Origin of the sequence: Ornithinimicrobium flavum, from assembly GCF_004526345.1 — a bacterium.
GTDB classification, from domain to species: domain Bacteria; phylum Actinomycetota; class Actinomycetes; order Actinomycetales; family Dermatophilaceae; genus Ornithinicoccus; species Ornithinicoccus flavus.
This window is the reverse complement of the sequence record NZ_CP038213.1, coordinates 131,192-150,331: the sequence shown is the minus strand read 5'-3', so window position 1 is coordinate 150,331 and position 19,140 is coordinate 131,192. Positions and strand designations below refer to the sequence as shown.

General features: G+C 70.7%; 21 protein-coding genes and 1 pseudogene. 11 read left to right on the top strand and 11 right to left on the bottom strand.

Annotated elements, in window-relative coordinates; genetic code table 11:
- Positions 1-4 precede the first annotated feature (4 nt).
- From E3Z34_RS00725 to E3Z34_RS00710, 4 genes are read right to left on the bottom strand one after another with little or no spacing between them, the layout of a single operon-like run.
- Complete coding sequence (locus E3Z34_RS00725; RefSeq protein WP_134772064.1) at positions 5-1,153, bottom strand: glycosyltransferase family protein; 1,149 nt, start codon at positions 1,151-1,153, stop codon at positions 5-7.
- Positions 1,150-2,031 carry a glycosyltransferase family 2 protein gene (locus tag E3Z34_RS00720; RefSeq protein ID WP_134772063.1) on the bottom strand — a complete coding sequence of 294 codons (882 nt, stop codon included), beginning with the start codon at positions 2,029-2,031 and terminating at the stop codon, positions 1,150-1,152. Before E3Z34_RS00720 ends, E3Z34_RS00725 begins: the two co-directional genes overlap by 4 nt.
- Positions 2,028-3,059: a glycosyltransferase gene (locus E3Z34_RS00715; protein WP_134772062.1), complete on the bottom strand. Its 1,032-nt coding sequence runs from the start codon at positions 3,057-3,059 to the stop codon at positions 2,028-2,030. Before E3Z34_RS00715 ends, E3Z34_RS00720 begins: the two co-directional genes overlap by 4 nt.
- Positions 3,056-4,240: a glycosyltransferase gene (locus E3Z34_RS00710; RefSeq protein ID WP_134772061.1), complete on the bottom strand. Its 1,185-nt coding sequence runs from the start codon at positions 4,238-4,240 to the stop codon at positions 3,056-3,058. The genes E3Z34_RS00715 and E3Z34_RS00710 overlap by 4 nt, the downstream gene beginning before the upstream one ends.
- A gap of 190 nt (positions 4,241-4,430) precedes the next feature.
- On the opposite strand from E3Z34_RS00710, the gene E3Z34_RS00705 reads away from it, so the two are divergent.
- Complete coding sequence (locus tag E3Z34_RS00705) at positions 4,431-5,072, top strand: response regulator transcription factor (protein ID WP_238695277.1); 642 nt, start codon at positions 4,431-4,433, stop codon at positions 5,070-5,072.
- 48 nt (positions 5,073-5,120) lie between these two features.
- Here E3Z34_RS00705 and E3Z34_RS00700 read toward each other — a convergent pair whose 3' ends face one another.
- Positions 5,121-5,387, bottom strand: coding sequence for a hypothetical protein (locus E3Z34_RS00700; protein ID WP_134772060.1), 267 nt, complete (start codon positions 5,385-5,387; stop codon positions 5,121-5,123).
- Between the two features lie 327 nt (positions 5,388-5,714).
- Positions 5,715-7,139, bottom strand: a complete 1,425-nt coding sequence (locus tag E3Z34_RS00695; protein ID WP_134772059.1) for a tyrosine-protein kinase domain-containing protein — start codon at positions 7,137-7,139, stop codon at positions 5,715-5,717.
- Between the two features lie 135 nt (positions 7,140-7,274).
- Here E3Z34_RS00695 and E3Z34_RS00690 point away from each other — a divergent pair, with 135 nt between their 5' ends.
- Genes E3Z34_RS00690 through E3Z34_RS00675 form a run of 5 tightly spaced genes read left to right on the top strand, consistent with a single transcriptional unit; the run spans position 7,275 to position 11,511 of the window.
- A complete protein-coding gene (locus E3Z34_RS00690) occupies positions 7,275-7,823 on the top strand; it encodes an ElyC/SanA/YdcF family protein (RefSeq protein ID WP_134772058.1) in 549 nt (182 codons plus the stop codon).
- Entirely contained in the window at positions 7,820-9,556 is a 1,737-nt protein-coding gene (locus E3Z34_RS00685; RefSeq protein ID WP_134772057.1) for a glycosyltransferase, read from the top strand. The genes E3Z34_RS00690 and E3Z34_RS00685 overlap by 4 nt, the downstream gene beginning before the upstream one ends.
- A gap of 35 nt (positions 9,557-9,591) precedes the next feature.
- Positions 9,592-9,786: a glycogen debranching N-terminal domain-containing protein gene (locus E3Z34_RS20020; RefSeq protein WP_420819001.1), complete on the top strand. Its 195-nt coding sequence runs from the start codon at positions 9,592-9,594 to the stop codon at positions 9,784-9,786.
- Entirely contained in the window at positions 9,783-10,592 is an 810-nt protein-coding gene (locus tag E3Z34_RS18400; protein WP_238695276.1) for a hypothetical protein, read from the top strand. The genes E3Z34_RS20020 and E3Z34_RS18400 overlap by 4 nt, the downstream gene beginning before the upstream one ends.
- Entirely contained in the window at positions 10,579-11,511 is a 933-nt protein-coding gene (locus E3Z34_RS00675; RefSeq protein ID WP_338043820.1) for an amylo-alpha-1,6-glucosidase, read from the top strand. Before E3Z34_RS18400 ends, E3Z34_RS00675 begins: the two co-directional genes overlap by 14 nt.
- On the opposite strand, the gene E3Z34_RS18395 is transcribed toward E3Z34_RS00675, so the two are convergent.
- On the bottom strand, positions 11,500-12,423 hold the full coding sequence (locus E3Z34_RS18395; protein ID WP_134772054.1) for a DUF3253 domain-containing protein: 924 nt from the start codon (positions 12,421-12,423) through the stop codon (positions 11,500-11,502). The two genes, E3Z34_RS00675 and E3Z34_RS18395, sit on opposite strands and share 12 nt — an antisense overlap.
- A complete protein-coding gene (locus E3Z34_RS17540) occupies positions 12,381-12,527 on the bottom strand; it encodes a hypothetical protein (protein WP_158288561.1) in 147 nt (48 codons plus the stop codon). The genes E3Z34_RS18395 and E3Z34_RS17540 overlap by 43 nt, the downstream gene beginning before the upstream one ends.
- A gap of 130 nt (positions 12,528-12,657) precedes the next feature.
- On the opposite strand from E3Z34_RS17540, the gene E3Z34_RS00665 reads away from it, so the two are divergent.
- Together E3Z34_RS00665 and E3Z34_RS00660 are read left to right on the top strand one after the other, a co-directional pair.
- Entirely contained in the window at positions 12,658-14,076 is a 1,419-nt protein-coding gene (locus tag E3Z34_RS00665; protein WP_134772053.1) for a GntP family permease, read from the top strand.
- Positions 14,061-14,588 (top strand): gluconokinase, encoded by a 528-nt coding sequence (locus E3Z34_RS00660; protein ID WP_238695275.1) that lies wholly within the window; start codon positions 14,061-14,063, stop codon positions 14,586-14,588. Before E3Z34_RS00665 ends, E3Z34_RS00660 begins: the two co-directional genes overlap by 16 nt.
- A 4-nt stretch (positions 14,589-14,592) precedes the next feature.
- Here E3Z34_RS00660 and heR read toward each other — a convergent pair whose 3' ends face one another.
- Positions 14,593-15,366, bottom strand: coding sequence for a heliorhodopsin HeR (heR, locus tag E3Z34_RS00655; RefSeq protein ID WP_194092424.1), 774 nt, complete (start codon positions 15,364-15,366; stop codon positions 14,593-14,595).
- A gap of 218 nt (positions 15,367-15,584) precedes the next feature.
- Between heR and E3Z34_RS00650 the strand changes: the two are divergent.
- From E3Z34_RS00650 to E3Z34_RS17790, 3 genes and pseudogenes are all read left to right on the top strand, one after another.
- Positions 15,585-15,749, top strand: a pseudogene (locus tag E3Z34_RS00650) (IS3 family transposase); the annotation flags it as partial.
- Between the two features lie 446 nt (positions 15,750-16,195).
- On the top strand, positions 16,196-16,960 hold the full coding sequence (locus E3Z34_RS00645) for a glycosyltransferase family 4 protein (RefSeq protein ID WP_158288560.1): 765 nt from the start codon (positions 16,196-16,198) through the stop codon (positions 16,958-16,960).
- A gap of 381 nt (positions 16,961-17,341) precedes the next feature.
- Entirely contained in the window at positions 17,342-17,716 is a 375-nt protein-coding gene (locus E3Z34_RS17790) for a hypothetical protein (protein WP_134772051.1), read from the top strand.
- On the opposite strand, the gene E3Z34_RS20015 is transcribed toward E3Z34_RS17790, so the two are convergent.
- On the bottom strand, positions 17,652-17,957 hold the full coding sequence (locus tag E3Z34_RS20015) for a glycosyltransferase family A protein (protein ID WP_420819000.1): 306 nt from the start codon (positions 17,955-17,957) through the stop codon (positions 17,652-17,654). The two genes, E3Z34_RS17790 and E3Z34_RS20015, sit on opposite strands and share 65 nt — an antisense overlap.
- Before the next feature lie 212 nt (positions 17,958-18,169).
- Complete coding sequence (locus E3Z34_RS00630) at positions 18,170-18,958, bottom strand: glycosyltransferase family 4 protein (RefSeq protein WP_238695274.1); 789 nt, start codon at positions 18,956-18,958, stop codon at positions 18,170-18,172.
- Between the last annotated feature and the right edge of the window lie 182 nt (positions 18,959-19,140).

Below are 19,140 nucleotides of genomic sequence, written 5' to 3'. Positions count from 1 at the left end.
GGTGCTACACCCTCTCCTCGAGCGAGGCGTCCCCCCCGAGGGAGGCGTCCAGGCGGTGCCCCGCCGTGACCGCAGCGTAGACCTGAGCGTGGGTCGCGGCGATCTGCTCACGCTGCGCCCGCCGCCACGCCGCGGTCACCGGCGGCGGCGGGCTCCCCGCGGCCCGGCCGAGCAGGTGGACCAGCGTGGCCGCGGCCGGGGACGCGTCCGGGTCGCCCCAGGTGAGCACCGACCCGGCGCCCTGCTCCAGCAGGTGCCCCACCTCGGGGGCGAGCACCCAGGTCCCGAGGTCGCGGCAGGCCTCGACCCAGCCGGAGTGGGTGCCCCAGGCGTAGGGCAGGACCGAGACGTCCAGCCCCTCCAGGTAGTCCCACAGCGCGTCGTCGCCCAATCGCGGCGCGACCAGCAGGTGCACGCCGGCGGGCGCGTCCTGCTCCACGGACCGCCACCAGATCTCGGCGTGCCCCTCGGTGTCCTTGCCGAGCAGGTCGGGGTGGGCGCGCACCTCGAGCTCGACCTCGATCCCGGCGGCGCGCAGCTCCGCGACGGCCTCGACCAGCGCCGGCAGCACCCTCATCGGCGCGAGGTTGGTGCGCAGGCTCTTGAGGTGCAGCCCGACCCGCAGCGGCACCGACGCCTCCCGCTCAAGACGCCGGCCGATGCGCTCCAGCGGCGCGATGTGCGGGTGCGGCACGACGAGCGGGCGCCGCCCGTGCTCGCGCTCGACGACCGCGGCGGCCCCCTCGGTGAGCGTGAGCAGCCCGTCGGCCTCGGCGACGAGCAGCGCGAGCTGCTCGCGGTGGGGGGCCTGGTCGACCAGGTGCGGGTGGTCGATGTCGTGCACCGTGTGGACCAGCGGCAGCCCGAGCGAGCGCAGCGCCCCGAGCCACTCGGTGAGCTGGGCCAGCGTCCGGCCCTCGGTGCCGAAGTGCACGTGCAGGACGTCCTGCTCCTCGACGTGCTCGTGCACCCAGTCGGCCGCGAGCGCGGGGTGCGGCCACCACTGGCCGGGCGGGGCGCCGGGCACGGGCGGGTCGGGCAGGTGGACGACCGTGGCGGAGCCGTCGACGGGCAGGAGGTTCTCGACGTACGCGTGGGCCGACGGGACCTGACGGACCCGGATCGGGCCGGCGCCCTCCGGCACGCTGCTCACCGGGTCACCCGCCAGCGCCCGGTCCCGTCCGGCGCCGCGAGCCCGCGCTCCCGGAACGCCTCGAGCCAACCCCCCATCGGCCACCAACCCCAGCGATCGGCGAAGACGCCGGCGTTGCGGACGATGTCCTCGAGGTGATCCACCGGCGGCGACGTCGAGGCGTGGTGCTGGTGGTAGGCGGTGGCCCCGCCGACCCAGGTCAGGCTCCCGCCCCGCTCGCCGACGACCTGGGCGAAGTCGGTGTCCTCCCCGCCGTAGCCGACGTAGTCCGTGCAGAAGCCGCCCGTGGTCCAGAAGTCGGCGACGGTCATGGCGAAGGACAGCGACCAGAAGCGGTTGAGGTCGGGCTCGGGCCGGCTCTCGCCCGGCGCCAGGCGCACCCGGTCGGGCCGGTGCTGGCCCACCTCCGGCAGCCGGGCCAGGTCGGCGGGGGCGGTCCAGTCGCGCTGCCCCTCGGGCAGGGGCGGGAGATAGGCGACGTCGCCGCCGAGCACGGCCGGGGACACCCGCGAGGTATGCGGCTCCGCCAGCTCGCGCGCGTACGTCGCCACCGTCCCCGGGCCGGGGATGCAGTCGACGTCGAGGAAGACCAGGGAGTGGGCCCCCTGGGCGGTGGCCTCGCCCGCGGCCAGGTTGCGGGCGCCGGCCAGCGGCAGGCCCAGGGGGTCGGCGGCGACGTCGACGACGACGAGGCGGGGCGTCGTCGAGGGCCCGGCCTCGGCCCAGGCGCGGGCGGCGACGTGCACGATCTCGGGGTCGTCCATGGCAGCGACCACGTGCAGGTCCGGGAGGCGCTCGCCGTGCGCCAGGCCGACGATCTGGCCCCGCAGGTGGTCGTGGCGGCCGGAGGCCAGGGTGACGACGGCGACTCCTGTCACGAGGTCCGTCCCACGCGGGCGGCGAGCTGACGGATGAGCAGGGCCGCGCGGCCGGCGCCGTCCCCGCCCCACGCGGACCAGCCGTGACCGCCGGTCTCCAGCGCCCGCTCGAGCAGGGCGGGCCAGCGACGCGCCTGGGGCCAGCCCAGCGCGGTGGCGGCCAGGCCGAGACGCTCGAGGGCCCGGACGGTGGCGTCCTGCTCGTCGAAGGGCCGGGGCTGGGCCAGGACCACGGCGGGGCGGCGGGCCCAGGCGACGTCGGCGACGCTGCCCTGCCCGGCGTGGCAGACGACGACGTCGGCGGCGGCGAGCTCGGCGGCGAGGTCCTCGGCGGGCGGGAAGCCACCGCCGCGAACGGTCCACTCCCAGCCTGGGGTGTGCTCGCGGGCCTGGTCGAGGTCGTCCTGCGACAGCGGGTCGCCACCGTTGCCCCAGAGCACGAGGACCCGACGGGTGGCCCCGGGGTCCTCGTCGGGCTCGGCAGGCGGGGGCGGCTCCGCCCCGGTCCCGGCGAGCGCGCTGATGCCGCCCACGTGCCAGGTCTTCTCCCACCAGTCGGCGCGCCAGCCGGCGTCGGAGTGCGCGGCGTAGGGCCAGGGCGCGAGCAGGGCCTCGGCGACGTCGTAGGCGAGGCAGTGCACGGGGTCGGTGCGGTCGCCGGGCATGGCGCCGACGACGACGGGGATCCCGCAGATCCGCGCGAGCAGGGTCACCTCGACGGAGACGTCGACGACGACCAGGGAGGGCCGCTCCTGGGAGAGCCACCCGACGATCTGCCGGTTGCGCTCGAGCAGACCGGGGTGGTGGCGGGGCGCCCAGTGCAGGATGTCGCCGGCGGTGACGTCGGCGAAGGCAGGGTCCTTGACCTCGGGGTCGTCGTCCGGCGCGAGCGAGAGCCACTCCCCGGGCCACCCCTGCGGCGCGTCGCCGGTGCCCAGGCCGGTCACGGGGACGCGCAGCTCGCGCGCGACGGCGGTCGCCCGCCTCCGGTGCCCCTGGCCCTGGTGGTGGACGTAGTAACCGATCATGCGACCCCTTCGATCTGCCGCGGCACGCGCCGCGACGGGAGGGGGCGGCGCAGGGCCTCCCCGGGTGGGCGGTCGCCGGGGTCGGGCGACCGGACGCCGATCGTCTCCTCGTAGAGACGGACGTACCCGTCGACCATGCGGTCGAGGGAGTGGTGCTGCACGGCATACGCCCGGCAGTCCTCGCGGGAGAGGGCGACGACCTCGGGGAGGGCGGCGGCGCCGCGCGCAACGACCTCCTCCTCCGGGACGGCCACGCCGTCCTCCCGCACCGGGACGAGCCGGCCGGTGCCCGGGCCGACGACCTCGGGCAGGCCGCCGCGCTCGAGGGCGAGCACGGGCGTGCCGCAGGCGAGGGCCTCGGCGGCGACCAGGCCGTAGGGCTCGTCCCAGGCGGGCGTCACCAGGGCGGCGGCGCTGCGGCCAACGAGCTCGGCCAGCTCGGAGGCGCGCAGGTGGCCGGCGTACTCGACGTCGCCGGTGCACAGCGGCATCACCACGTCGCGGGCGTAGGCCTCGTCCGAGACGGGGCCGGCGATGGTGAGCGGCATACCGGCGGCGCGGGCGATCTGCACGGCCAGGTGCGGAGCCTTCTCCGGCACGATCCGCCCCGACCAGATCAGCCGGTCGCCGCCGGGGCCGGGGCGCCACAGGTCGGTGTCGATGCCGTTGGGGATCACCGTGGCGGGCACGAGGTGCGACCACGCCTGCGCGGTGTAGGAGCTGACCGCGCTCGCGCGGACCGCCTGCCCGGGCGTGGACTGCGCGACGGTGAGCGCGGACTCCAGCCACGGGGTGGGAGGGGTATGCAGCGTCAGCAGGGTCGGGGCGCGCAGCGCCGGGGCCATCGCGGTCGGGAGGTAGTGCAGCGAGTGGGTGTTGACGAGGTCGATGTCGCGGCGGGAGGTGAGGGAGAGCATGAGGCGCAGGTAGGCGTGGTGGCGCTGCATCCAGCCCGCGTCCGGCATGGACACGTCGGCGAGGGCCGCCTCGGAGAGCGAGAGCCGCTCGGGCCAGAGGTGCTCGACACCGGGGATCGGCTCGGTGCCGCGGGCGGAGAAGACGCTCACCTGGTGCCCGCGGTCGACCAGACCGTGGATGAGGTGCCAGGTCAGCGACTCCAGACCCCCGGCGAAGGGCTGACTGATGGGGTGACGCGTGTGGGCGATGACGAGGACGTGCATGATCGGTCCACCTCCCTGCCCGCCGCCGGACGACAATGGTGCCCCTGCAGGCGGCAGAGCAGGAGCACCGTTCCACGCTATGGACTCCCAGTGTGCGCCGCTACCTCCCCAAGGGTCCATCTGAACGCCTCCCCCTGCCCTCAGGCCGGTCGGACCGGGCTCGAGGTCGGTCACCGCTACGATCAGGGGCGTGACCCCCGTGACCGTCGCCCTCTCGAACGACTACGACGTCGTCGTGCACGGGCTGGAGGCGATGCTCGCCCCCTTCAGCGACCGGGTGCGGGTGGTGGAGCTCAACGTGGACACCGAGACGATCTCGCACGTGGACGTGACGCTCTACGACACGTTCTCCCGCATGCAGGACGGCGGGGAGGCCATCGACGAGCTCGTCTCCAACCCGCGCAACGGCCGGGTCGTCATCTACAGCTGGAACGTGCAGAAGGAGCTGGTGGAGCAGGCCCTGTCCCGGGGGTGCAGCGGCTACCTCGACAAGTCGATGAGCGCCGAGGACATCGTCTCCGCGATCGAGCGGATCGCCGCGGGCGAGACCGTCGTGCCGCCGCCGGGTGCCGAGCAGGGCACGGATGAGCCGCGCGGCGCCTGGCCGGGCCAGGAGCACGGGCTGTCGGCCCGCGAGGCCGAGATCATGGCGCTCATCACGCAGGGCTGGACCAACGAGGACATCGCCGAGCGGGTCTACCTGTCGATCAACACCGTGAAGTCCTACATCCGCACGGCCTACCGCAAGATCGGCGTCACCCGGCGCAGCCAGGCGGTGCGGTGGGGTATGCAGAACGGCATGCTGCCGGACCACGAGCGCGAGCTGCGCTGAGGGCGGCGACCCTATTTACGGACGAGCGGTACTGAGCCGATCAGATGATCAGCCAGTGCAGGGCACCGAACAGACCTGCTTCAGGAACTGACCACAAACGGCGACGGTTCCGCATCCAGCAGTTGTGAGCGAGAGCGAGAACGTCTGAAGGTTGGCCGAGTTGGCTGCCGCGACGTTGAGAAACGCACTGCCGACCGAGGCTTCGTTGCGAGTCAACGTCACCCCCGTCTTAGTTCCGTTGCTGAATCCCGCCCCGTTTGTCGCGGTGAGCCTGTTGATGTTGATGCCCTGGGTATAGGAGAACGTGAAATCCAAAGTGTCCGGGACACTCGATCCAGTCGCTCCACCCCAGATGAAAGACAGTGAGCCATCACCGTTACATTGGGCCGTCACGAGGACCGAGCAGGCAGAAGGGCTCGAGGTCACCGCGTGCACGGGAGCCCCCATCGCCACCACCGGCACGGACCACGCGGCACCCTTAACGAGCGTCCTACGGGTGGGCTGCGAAACACCGGACATGAAGGACTCCCCCACGGTTGGGCCAAAGACGAGGTGGCCGCGGGGACGCGCGGCCACCCACATCAGACAGGACTGAGGGGGAGGCTGTCAACGGCGAAGCCGCAGGTCACCCCTAGGGGTGAGTCAGCGACGGGCCGATCGGGCCCCTACCGGGCGCCGCGGGCGCCCCTCTACGACCGTGGAGCGTCGGCTGGCCGGCGTCGCGGACTCGGGCGACTGGTAGCGGTAGTAGTAGGACCCATCCTTCTCGGCCGCCGTCTTGGTGAGGACAAACCCGTCCACGTGCGCATCGCCGGTGTCCAGGGTGCGCAGCGCCTCCTGCAGGTGGCGGCGGCGGGTGAGGGTGGAGACGACCATGACCAGGCCACCGGTCAGCTTGCTGAGCACAAGCGAGTCGGTGACCGGAAGCACGGGCGGGGAGTCGACCAGGACGAAGTCGAACTCGTCGGCCAGCCGGTAGAAGAGGTTCTCCATCGCCTTGGAGCCGAGCAGCTCGCTGGGGTTCGGCGGGACCTGGCCGCCGGAGAGCACGTAGAGCTGGGTGTCGCCCCAGCGCTGGATGACGTCCCGCGGCTCCGCGTCGCCGGCGAGCACGGTGGTCAGACCGACCGAGCCCTCGAGCCCGAGCTTCTCCGCGACGGTGGGGCGACGCAGGTCGGCGTCGATGACGAGCACGCGCCGCTCCGCCTCAGCGACGGCCAGGGCGAGGTTGACCACGGTGGTGGTCTTGCCCTCCCCCGGCATGGCGGAGGTGACGACGAATGAGTGCGCGTTCTTGCCCGCCACGTCGACGAAGACCAGGTTGGTCCGCAGCTTGCGCACCGCCTCGGCCTGCGGCCCGTGCGGGTCGTCCACGACATACAGGCTGCGCTCGCCGCGCTTGCCGCCCAGCATCGGGATGGTGCTCAGCACCGGTCGGTCGGAAACCCGCTCGAGGTCGGCCGGGGTGCGCAGGCGGGTGTCGAGGCTGCCCCGGCCCACGGCATACGCGACGCCGAGCATGAGCCCGGCCAGCGCCGCGATCATCAGGTTGCGGATCGGGTCGGGTGCCACCGGGGTGCTGGACCTGGTGGGCTGGTCGACGAACTGGGCCGCTACCCGCGCCCCGCTCTGCGCGAGGGTGGGGGCGTAGCTCCGGGCGTTGAGCGCAAGCTCCACCGGGACTGCGGCGGCGGCCTGGCTGGCGTGCTCGGGGCTGTCGCTGCGCACCACGAAGTCGAAGAGTGCGGTGTCCTCCCCGCCGGAGCTGGCCTCCACCGAGATGGGGACGCTCCCGTCCCAGCCGAGCGTCTCGCGGACCGGGTCGAGGATCAGGGGTGACCGCGCGATGCGGGTCAGCGTCGACCGCTCGCCGCCGGGCATCTGGTAGAGGTTGCCGGTGCTCTGCCCGTCCGCGTCGGTCGCGGCGAAGTAGATCGTCGTGCGCGACTCGTAGACCGGCGTCTGCCGCATCGTGGCGAGGGCGGCGCCGAGGACGACGAGAAGCAGGATCGCCAGAGCACCGCGCCAGTGGCGCGCGAGCATGAGGAAGAGATCGCGGACGGTCACGTGGGACAGACCCCCAAAGACATTGATCGGACGGACCACTGTAACGCCGATGGCGCACGGGCTTAGGGTCGAACGGTGCGGAGCCGCAGCAGGGACCCCGAGACTGGTCGGGGTTGGCGCCGGGCGCTGACCGGTATGTCGATCCCCACCGGGCTGCTGGCCGTCTGGCTCTGGGTGGTGGTCGACCACGTCGCCCACCCCGAGGTCGACCCGCGGCAGGAGGTGGACGCCGTCTACGTGCTCGGCCCGGTGGAGACCCGCATCGAGCAGACGCTGGCCGTCATGGACAGCGGCGTCGCCCCGGTCCTGCTGGCCACCACCTCGATCAACCAGGAGACCGGCGACGCCTACGCCACCGACCACTGCGGGCTGGTCACCGACCGCTACCGGGTGGAGTGCGTGGTGCCCGAGCCGTACAACACGCGGGGTGAGGCCGCGGTCCTCGCGGCGGCGGTCGAGGAGAACGGCTGGGAGCGGGTCGCCGTGATCACGAGCACTCCCCACACGGCCCGTGCCCGGATGCTCATGGAGCGGTGCGTGGACGCGGACATCCTGATGTGGCCGGTGGAACGCGACGAGCGACGCAGCTGGTCGGCGTGGCTGGGCTCGTTCGTCTACGAGTCGGGCGCCTGGGTCAAGACGCAGGTGGTGAAGGACTGCTACGCGGGCAGAATGAACCAGTGACCGCCCCACGCCCCTTCGACCACGTCCTGCTGACCCGCTTCAGCGCCGTGATGGTGCCGGGCGCCCCGCCGGCGACCGAGGAGTGGCTGCACTACCGGCTGGGGTTCTTCTACGACGCCTGCCTGCCGTCGGTGACGCGGCAGCGCGGGGCGCAGCCGTTCGACTGGCTGGTCCTCTTCGACGACCGGTGCAGCGACGACTTCCGGGCGCAGGTGGGGGAGCTGGCCGAGGGGGCGTTCACCCCGATCTGGTCGAGCGAGCCCTTCCGACGCGACTCCTTCGCCGGCCCCGTGGCCGACCGAGCGGACGCGGCATACCTCATCACCACCCGGATCGACAGCGACGACGCCATGGCGGTGGACTTCATGGCGCGGGTGCAGACGGAGTTCGCCGGGCAGGAGCGGATGTTCGTCAACTTCCCCCGCGGGGTGCAGATCGACCGCACCGGCGCGGTCTACCGGAGCAACATCGTCTCCAGCCCCTTCCTGTCCCTCATCGAGCGGCGGGAGGAGGGCCGGCCGCCGGAGACGGTCTTCGTGGCCAAGCACGCGAGAGCCCGCGGGCACGCGCCTGTGCGTCAGGTGCACGCGCCGGTCATGTGGGCGCAGGTGGTGCACGGCACCAACGTCTCCAACATCGTCAACGGGAGGCAGACCGCCCCGACGGTCGTGCGCGAGCGCTTCGACCTCGATCTCACGTATGACGCCACCCTGGGCGGTGGACGGCTGTGGCGGGCGCAGGTCGGACATGCTGCACGCCTGGTCAACCTCTGGGCACGGCACCCGGGCGAGCTCGCCAAGTGGGCGGAGGCCACCGCGGTCACCGCCCGGGGCACCCGGACGTGGGGCCAGGACGCGGGCGTGCCCTTCGCCGAGCGGCTGGATCTCGCCACCAAGGCCCAGCGACGGCGGCTGCGGGACGGCCGGTTCGCGCTCAAGGAGAAGGTCAACAGCCTCGGACGTGGCTGGCTGCGCGTGGTGGCCGGGGACGTGGAGCAGGTCCTGGCCGGCGACCGCGTGGTGGTCATGGCCGAGTGGTCGCCGGGTCGTGACGTCCGCTCCAGCGCGCTGCGGGCGGCGCAGGCGTATGCCGCCGCCGGCTGGCCGACGCTCGTCGTCGCCGCCCGGGACCCGTGGACCCGGCTGCGCGCCCCGTCCGTGCCTAGCGGCGTCGCGGTCGTGTCTCGGCCCAACTCGGCCTACGACTTCGGCTCCTGGCGCGACGCGCTGAGCGCCTACCCCCAGATCGCCGGCAAGGCGCGGGTCATCCTCACGAACGACTCGCTGGAGGGCCCGGCTGGCTCCCTGGAGGAGCTGACGCGGCGGATCACCACCAGCGACGCGCAGGTCTGGGGAGCGACCTGGAACCGAAGACCTCGACCGCATCTTCAGAGCAGTCTGATGGTCTTCTCCGGAGGCGTCCTGGGTCTGCCGGATCTGCAGCGGTTCTTCGCAGATGTTGCACCGCAGCAGTCCAAGGAGGACGTCATCCTGGCTTACGAGATCGGGCTGAGTGCGCTGGTGCGTGAGCTTGGACTCTCCACGGCCACGGGGTGGAGCCAGGACGAGCTGGGGATGCCCCCGGATGCCAACGCCCTGCTGGCGTGGGAGGTGCTGCTGGACGCCGGATTTCCCTTCGTCAAGCGTGTGCTGCTCACCGAGCCGCGGTTCGCCGCCTGGCGGCCGGCGATCGAGGCACGCCTGGCCGACGTCCACAGGATGTACCCACGATGAAGCAGCAGCCCTGATTGCACGAGCTGGAGATCGCGGTGGACGGACCGTCGACCGTGCTGAGTGCCCACGACGGTCAGATCGCCCGGCCGGGCACCGGGTGGTTCGTCGACGACCGGCGGGTCGTGTCGGTCCTGCGGGTCCGCTGCGACGAGGAGCCGGCGACGACCCGACCGTCGAGGTGCATCGCACGCGCACACTGTCGGGTGGACAGGGGGGCGAGCACGTCATGACCGAGGCCGTGCGGGTCGTCTCCCGGGCCATGACGGACGTGCGGACCACCCTCACCGTGCAGGTGGGCGGCGACGGGGCCGAGCTGGCGTCGGTGAAGACCGGGCTGGCCGACGACCCGGTCCTGTTGCCCCCTGCGACGACCCCTGCGCACCCGGGGGTGGGCGAGGGCAGCGTGCTCGTAGCCTGGGCCGACGACCGCCACGCCACCACGGTGAGCGCCTCGGCAGGCTGTCGCGCGCACGCGGCATACCCCGCAGGGCACCGAGCTCGACTGGGACCTGGATCTGCCGCCCGGCACGGAGCGGACCGTGACGCTGACCTTCTCCGCCCGGCGGCTCGCACCCAGCGCGTTCGACGGCGGGGCGGGGTCGGACCGGTGCGACTTCGCCCGGGGCCCCGCTTCGTCGGCGACCCCGTGTGGGAGCGGCTCCTGCGCACCAACCTCACCGACCTGCAGCACCTGCTGCTGACCGACCCCGAGGACCCGCAGGACGTCTTTGCGGCGGTCGGCAGCCCGTGGTACCTCACGCTCTTCGGCCGGGACGCGCTGTGGACGGCCCGGCTCATGCTGCCCTTCAGCCAGGCCCTGGCCCGCGGGACGCTGCGCGCTCGCCCGACGTCAGGCGCAGGTCGACGACCCGGCGCTGGCCGCCGAGCGGGGCAAGATCCTCCACGAGGTGCGGCGCGCCACCTACTCCGGGGGGAGCCTCGAGCTGCCGCCGCTCTACTACGGCACCGTCGACGCGACCCCGTTGTGGGTCGTCCTGCTGCACGACGCGTGGCGCTGGGGCATGCCCGAGGATGAGGTCCGCGCGCTGCTGCCGACGATGCACGCCGCGCTGGGGTGGATGCGACGGATGTGCGAGGAGTCGCCCGACGGCTTCCTGCGCTATCTCGACGAGGCGGGCACCGGCCTGTCCAACCAGGGGTGGAAGGACTCGGGCGACTCGATGCGGCGGGCGGACGGCACGATCGCGCCCGCGCCGATCGCCCTGCTGGAGGCCCAGGGGTATGCCGTGGAGGCGGCCCGCGGGGCCGCGGACCTGCTCGAGGCCCTGGGTGAGGACGGCGGCGAGGAGTGGCGCTCGTGGGCCGACGACCTATCCGCCTGCGTGCGGGACCGCTTCTGGGTGGGTGAGGGCGCGGACCGCTACCTGGCCATGGCCCTCGACGCCGACGGCCGTCAGGTCGACGGGGTCGGCTCCAACATAGGCCACGTGCTGGCGAGCAGGATGCTCACCGAGGAGGAGTGCGACCTCGTGGTGGGGCGCCTGACCCGGCCGGACATAGTGCGCGAGTTCGGGATCGCCACCCTGTCGGCCGACAACCCGGCCTACAACCCCGCGGGCTACCACACCGGGTCGGTGTGGACGCACGACACCGCGATCGCCCTGCACGGTCTGCGGCTGCGGGGCTACCGCGCCGAGGCCGACCTCCTGCTGCAGGCGATGGCCCGCCTCTCCAGCGCCGTGCACCACCGCTTCCCCGAGCTCGTCGCCGGCGACCCCGTGGGTGGTCGCCCGGTGCCCTACCCGGCGTCCTGCCGGCCCCAGGCGTGGTCGGCCGCGAGCGCGGCCGCGATGGTGACGGCCCTGGTCGGGCTGAGCGTGGACGTGCCCGCCGGCCGGGTCAGCACCGACCCGTCACCCCTGCTCCGGAGCGGGTGGGAGCTGCACGGGGTGCGCGTCGGGCCGGCGGGCGACCCTTTGACGCTACGGGCCTGACCGCCCCTGCAGCTCCTCCGACGGCAGACCGACCCGCACCGGGCCCGGCGTGGTCCGCCCGTCGACCGGCACGCCCTTCTGCGTGACCACGACGAGGCCCTCGTCGGCCAGTGTGCACGCCACCGCCCGGGCGACGTGGGTCAAGGCCTGGCGCCGCGTCGGGTCCACCGCACCGGCGGCCTCCGACGGGCACAGCGTCTTCTCCGGCCCCCGCTCGTCGGCCAGCCGCAGGATCTCGACCCGCAGCCGCTGCTCGAGCTCCTGCGTCGCACCGAAGGTCTCGACGGCGTCGTCCAGCCGCCGCAGGAACCGGGCGAACCCCTTCCCGGCCCGCCCCTCCCGCCGGGACGAGGTGAGGACACGCGCCCGGTCGGTGCTGGTCCACGGCAGACCGTCGACGTCCCGGACCGCGTGCACGAGCCGCATGTCCTCCCCGTCGTCGACGTCGGGGAAGCCACCGGCTACGTCGTAGGCGGACAGCCGCACCCCCAGGTTGGCCGCGTGAATGCCGAGGTGACCCTCGACCAGGTGGTGCTGCGCGTGCCACAGCCGGGCGGACTCGGACCCGTCGTCGCGCGGCTCCACCGAGCCCAGGACCAGGTCCAGCCCGCGGTCGGCCAGCTCGGTCTGGACGGCCAGCCAGGTATGCGGCACACGCGAGTCCGCGTCGGTGCTCGCCAGCCACACGACCCGCGGGTCGAGGTGGGCGAGTGCGTCGTGGTGCCGCGCGGCCAGCACCCCCTCCGCCCGGGCACCGCCGAGCGTCCCCGCCCCGCTGTCGACGACGAGCCAACGGACATCCGGGTGCCCGCGGACCACGTCGTCGACCCGGTCCGCGGTGCTGTCGGTGCATTGGTGCAGGATGACGCTCACCACGACCGGCAGGTCGACCTCCCCCACTGCGGCAGCCACGGCTGCCAGACCCCGGCGACCTCGTCCTCCTCGTCGCGGGCGGGCACGACGACGAGCAGCCCGGCCAGGGCCGGCCGGTCGTCGGTCTGCTCGCGGGGGCGCACGAGCGCATCCTCACACGCGTCGCCCGCGCCCGCGAGCGCGTCCTCGCTGACCCGGGCAGGACCGCGACACCTGGGACTAGGGTGACCCGTGGGTCACCGCAGACCCGACCACTCGACGAGGGGACAGATCATGGAAGCCATCGAGCCGGCATACGGAGCCGGGGTCCTGCTGCTCATCGCCGCGGCGGCGGTCGCGCTGCTGCTCTTCCTCATCATGAAGGTGAAGCTGCACGCCTTCGTCTCGCTGGTCCTGGTCAGCCTGCTCACGGCAGTGGCGGCCGGGATCCCGCTGGCCGACGTGCCGATGGCCCTGATGAGCGGCTTCAGCAGCACGCTGGGGTCGGTCGCCCTGCTGGTGGCCTTCGGCGTGATGCTCGGGCGCCTGCTCGAGCACACCGGCGGCGCCCAGGTGCTGGCCGACACCCTCATCAACCGCTTCGGGGAGAAGCGGGCGCCGCTGGCCCTGGGCATCGCCGCCCTCATCTTCGGCTTCCCGATCTTCTTCGACGCCGGCCTGGTCGTCTTCCTGCCGATCATCTTCACCGTGGCCCGGCGCTTCGGCGGGTCCATCCTCAAGTACGGCCTGCCCACCGCCGGTGCGTTCGCGGCGATGCACGCCATCGTGCCCCCGCACCCCGGCCCGGTGGCCGCGGCCGACCTCATGGGTGGCGACATCGGCGTCACCCTGCTGCTGGGTATCCCGGTGGCCATCGTCGGGTGGTACCTCGGCGCCTACCTCGTTGGTATGTGGCTGGGCAAGCGCTTCGACGTGTCGATCCCCGACCTGCTCTTCGGTGAGGAGAACGCCGGCGTCGACCCCGAGGCCGGCGACGGCACCGGTGGGGGCACGGCCGTGCGGACCAGGGCGCCGGCCTTCGGCGTCGTCCTGGTGCTGCTGATGCTCCCCTTCCTGCTCATCGCGCTCAACACCGTCGTCGGCACCCTCAGGACCGACGGCCGGATCGCCGACGACGCGGCCTGGGCCAGCGGTCTTCAGCTCATCGGCCAGACCCCGGTCGCGCTGCTCATCACCGTCGTCGTCGCGGTGATCGTGCTCGCCCCCGGCCGCTTCAGCATCCCCGCCGCGACCAAGCTCATGGACGAGGCGCTGGGCCCGATCGCCGCGATCATCCTCATCACCGGCGCCGGCGGCATGTTCGGCGGGGTGCTGCGCGCCAGCGGCATCGGCCAGGCGCTGACCGAGTCGCTCTCGGACGTCGGGCTGCCGCTGCTGCTGCAGGCCTTCCTCATCGCGACGGCGCTGCGCGTCGCACAGGGCTCGGCGACGGTGGCGCTGACGACCACCGCCGGCCTGATCTCGGCCCAGGTCGCGGCGGAGGGCCTGAGCGACGTCAAGGTCGCTCTCCTGGTCTTCGCGGTCGCCGCGGGGGCCACGGTGCTCTCGCACGTCAACGACTCCGGCTTCTGGCTGGTGAGCCGCTTCTTCGGGATGGACGAGAAGACCACCCTCAAGACCTGGACGGTCATGGAGACGACCCTGGGCCTGGCCGTCTTCGCGATCGCCTCCGCGCTGTGGCTGATCCTCTAGTGGGCGCGCCGCAGCACGTCGTCGTCATGGGGGTCTCCGGGACTGGCAAGACCACGATCGGGAAGGCCCTGGCGGAGCAGCTGGGCGCCGTCTTCGTCGAGGGCGACCAGTTCCACCCCCCGGCCAACGTCGACAAGATGTCCTCCGGTGTCCCGCTCAACGACGACGACCGGCGCCCCTGGCTGCAGGCCCTCGCCGCGCGGATCCGCGAGCTGGACGAGCAGGGCCAGGCCTCCGTCACCGGCTGCTCGGCTCTCCGGCGGATCTACCGCGACTGGCTGCGCCAGAGCGGGACCGACCCGTTCTTCCTGCACCTGCACACCGACTACGACATCCTGCTGGACCGGATGAGCAAGCGCGAGCACTTCATGCCGCCCTCGCTCCTGCAGTCGCAGTTCGACACCCTCGAGATGCTCGAGCCGGACGAGGCCGGTGCACTGGTCGACGTGCGCGTCGGGATCGAGGAGGTCACCGAGGCGTCGATGACCGCGCTGCGGGAGACGGCGGGCTGAGCCGTCAGCCGACAAGCGTGCCCGCGAAGATCTGCCAGGCGAGGGCCGACTTCGCGGTGAGGCTGAGCACGATGTAGGCCGTCTCACCGGTGAGGTAGTTGCGGAACCGCCCGACCGGCTTGTACTGCAGCCACTGGACCAGCGCGAAGACGTTGAAGAAGAGGAACAGCGAGACGATGATCCCGTAGACGAAGCCGGGCGGCTCGGCCCCGGACGTCGACCCGGGCGCGATCGTGTAGAGCACGACCCCGATCCACGGCACGGCCCCGGCGACGCAGCCGAAGATGAAGGGCAGCCACCCGCCGGCACCGGGCTGGTGGTACTTCTCCTGCAGCCAGCCGAAGAGGATCATCGAGGCGTTGACGCCGAAGAGCGCGAGCAGCGCGACCACGTCGGAGATGCCGACCAGTTGGGCGATGATGACGATCATCAGCGAACTGGACAGGGAGTACTCCACCCACCGGAAGTAGTTGTGCCCCTGCGCCAGCCCGGCGCGGTAGCGGTCGAAGATCCCGGGAGAGGCGACGATGATGTGGAAGATAGCCGACAGCGCCAGGAAGGCCGCGATCGCCAGAGGGGTCGAGACGTCCCAGAGGGTGACCTGGTCACCGGGAGGGGTGCCGGGCGGGCCGGAGAGGTAGGTCGCGGTGACCGGCAGGGTGAAGTCGGTCGCCAGGAGGACGACGGCCACTGCCTGGGCGGCGTGCACCGCCGCGGCGATCCAGTTGAACGTGCGCAGCCGCGTGTAGCGCGACTGATCGGTCTGGGTGGTGCTCACGGGCGCTCCGTCGGTCGATTGGGACTGAGAGACCAGCCTAGGCGGAAACCGGCCGGGGTATGGAGCGTCAGGCGCGGGAGGCCCACACCGCAGCGTGACGTGCGGCACTCGTATCCCAGGTTAAGCCTGCTGCCTGCTGACGGCCGACGTCTACGATCTCTGTGACAGCAGGACCCCTCGGGGCGACGCGCTCCACGCCCTCGCCGTCGCGCCGACGAGAGCGCCGGCGTTTGGCCACGACCTCAGGCAAGGAACTCCGCATCGTCATCGTCACCTGGATCGAGCGCACCTACCACCGGCACCCACGCCAAGACGCCCCGGGCCGTTTGACCCCCATCGAGTGCGCGAGCATCATGACCGCACCGGCAGCTCAGGCAGCCTGACCGCCCTGTCACCTACCCGTGCAGCAGTCCCGACTGACCAACTATGCGAGTGTTGACCTGTGCACCACATCCACGTGCTGACCCCGGGCGACCATTACTCACCGCGCACTGGGAGCGCGATCGCCACTGTTGTGCACGGGCTGTGCAGTCACCGCGTCAGCGAGCCGCGCCCGATCGTAGCAGTGGCCAAGGGTACGTATTCTGATCGCTACCCAAGTGCTGACATCGTCGAGTACGAGGAAGCACGAGCGATACGCTTGCCGGCCCATGTCTCTCCCGGAATGGTTGATGCGGGGCTAGCCAGACTCCGGCTGCCTCGCATCATGGCCCGAAGAAGACTGGCTGCGGCAGTGAGCCACCAAGCCGACTGGCCCGAGTCCGTCCTTTTTGGCCACAATGCACCCCAATTGGTCCGACTCGTCGACTCAAGTCGGCACCACCCCTTCGTGTACGCCCACAATGACGTCCTTAAGACCTACCAAGCGCGGCAGGCGGGCCTTGATCTCTCCCCGGCCGTGGGCATCATCTGCGTGAGCAAGTTTCTCGCGAGTCAAATTGCCGAGAACATCCCAACACGCATGTCCGACCGAATCCGCGTGGTGCCCAACGGCGTAGACGTACAGTTTTTCCGCCGCGATAGCCCTCTTCGTCGCTCCGACTTCCTTCGCGTAGTCTTCGTAGGCCGAATGATTCGCGACAAAGGCGCTGACATCTTACTCAAAGCGATAGCATCCCTCAACCGGCGAGACATCCACCTCACCCTTGTGGGATCGCGCGGATTCACCGCCTCAGACCCGCTGACGAAATATGAAGTAGAAATTCGCCAGATGGCAGCCAGCCTGGGCAATCGCGTGTCCATTCGGCCCTTCTTGGCCCGTAGTGAAGTGGCCAGCATTCTGTCACGCTCCGATGTCTTAGTCGTCCCCTCTCGCTGGGCCGAGCCCTTCGCGCTTACCGTCCGCGAGGGACAAGCGGCAGGCCTGGCCGTGATCGCATCCAATATTGGGGGTATACCGGAGGCGCTCGGTGGCCACGGCGTGCTAGTCGAGCCTGACGACCCTTCCTCCCTCGCCGAGGCGCTGGAGGCGCTCGCCGAGGATGAGGACACCCTCAAGTTAATCGGCGAGCGTGCGCGAAACTTCGCGGAACTGCATGACTGGAGCGTATCCGCAAGAACCCTAGAAGCCGCCGTCGCCGAACTGACGAACTGACGCGCAATGACCGCGATGTAGCAGTACAGCAGGCCGGATGGTTTAGCTCGGATTCTGTCCCGCGTCAATCGTTCCGACCCTGCCCGTCACCAACGGCCTGCTAGCATCCACCGAGGTGCGCCACGCTTGAAGCGGACGTGGAATAATGGCATGCCCCCCAGCGTCCAAGAGCGATTTTAACCCCGCACACGGACGTTTGCGAGATATGGCACCCAAGCCCGCCGTGGCCTTCCTCTTGGCAGTCATTCGTTGATGCGCGCGCCAAATACGACGCAGCAATCGCCTCTCGCCTGGCTGGTTCTCAGCGGAATAGTAGACGTTGGCCCAGAGCGACCTTATCTCGCGTATATTGAGATCGGTGTTTGAAGACGCGTTCACCTCGTGCCGACGATAACCAACCAGAATCTGATTACAGGGAACAATGGCGCCCCGCCTGGCGACTCTGACCATGAGATCCCAGTCGTCCGCCACCGTATACGTCGTATCGAATCCGCCTACGCTGAGCACCACGTCACTACGGAGCAAAACGGCACTTGGGGGATACAGATGGTTGGATATGAAGAGATCATACCAGCGAACGTCTTCTGTCTCCGAGACGCCAACCATTTTTCCCCCACGGTACCCTTGTCGATTCAGCATGTGACCCGCGAACTGACCCGGGAGAAACGGCTTTCCATGCTCATCAATGTAGTCAGCTATGACATACGCGCCAACGGCGTCGTACCGGCGATTCAATATGCTGACGAGACGGGCTGAGCACGGTGGGTTGAAGTATGTCGTCCTGGTCCAGAAAAAGGACGTAGCGACTGGTTTCACTCACCCAGGATAGGCCCGCATTTCGCGTCCCAGCGATACCCACGTGCGGCTTTTTCACCAGTATAATCCGCGCGTCCCCCTCACCAATACGGCGTACTAGCAGCGGACTTTCGTCATTCGAGCCATCGTCGATGACCAAGACCTCAAGGTGGGTGTGATCTTGCTGGAGTAGAGAATTCATGGTATCCACAATGAAGCGACCACCGTTATATAACGGAATGATTACAGAAACCAGCGCGTCTTGTTCTGGGTCCACCCTGCCGCACCTCTTGGTCCTCGTTCGATCGGGCTTCAGTCGACCAGTCAAGCCTTTGCGTGCCTGAATGCTCGTGGCCTAGCATGCCCGTCCACTTCTGTGTGAAATGGCCATTGCCCCGGCTGCCCACGCCTAATTCAGACGAGACTACCCCACACTTCAGCATGCTGACGAGCGCTCCGCTCCCAGGTGAACGTCGTAGCACGCCCGCGCGCCTTCTTCACCATAGCTGTGATCGCCATGCCCCCACCTGCTGCATACTCCAGTCCCTCGGCGAGACTGGGCCCGAACGGGTCCACGAGGGTTCCTGCGCCCCCGACGACTTCTGGCAGAGAGGCGCGGTTGCTCGCCACAAGGGGGACGCCCGCCGCCATCGCTTCGAGGGCTGGTAGACCAAAGCCTTCGTAGAGAGAAGGCACCACCACGACCGCGGCAGCAGCGACCAGCCCCGGCATGAGCGGGTCCGGCAGACGACCGAGGTGGACGATCCTGGGCAGGCCGGCGAAGAGAGCGTCACGTGCCCGGTTTCGGGGACCGGCGAGGGCCAGTGAATGCTCCGGTAGACGATCGTGAACCAAGCGCCACGCCTCCGCCAGACCAGGCAGGTTCTTCCGGGCGGCCGACCCACCGGCATACAGCAGATAGGGCTGTCGCAGCCCCACATCGGTGAGTTGTTCCGGACTGAGCGGGACGGCCGAGAAGTACTCCTCGCCGACGCCGTTCGGGATCACGACGGCGTCCTTGAGCCCGAGCAGCCGCTCGGCCTCCCCTGCGGTGAACTGAGAGACGCATATGACCGCGTCAGCAGCGCGCAACTCCGATGCCGCAGCCGCTACGGGGGCAGACTCGTCCTTGAACTCCCACGCCACCACGTCGTGCAGCGTCACGACGTCCGGCCCCGCAGGCGGTGGCAGGATGAGGTCCATCCGGTGCACGACGGCGGACCAGGGCCACAGCACCCGCCCCAGTAGCCGCCGCTCCCGCTCAGAAGCCGTGAAGAGGCGTCCCATCGGCAGTCGCCGGTTCCCAGGAAGGTCCGAGCGCAGTGAACGGGCCACGAGCGAGCGGACCGTCCATGGCTCGGGGCTCGCCGTTGCGAGGGCCTGCT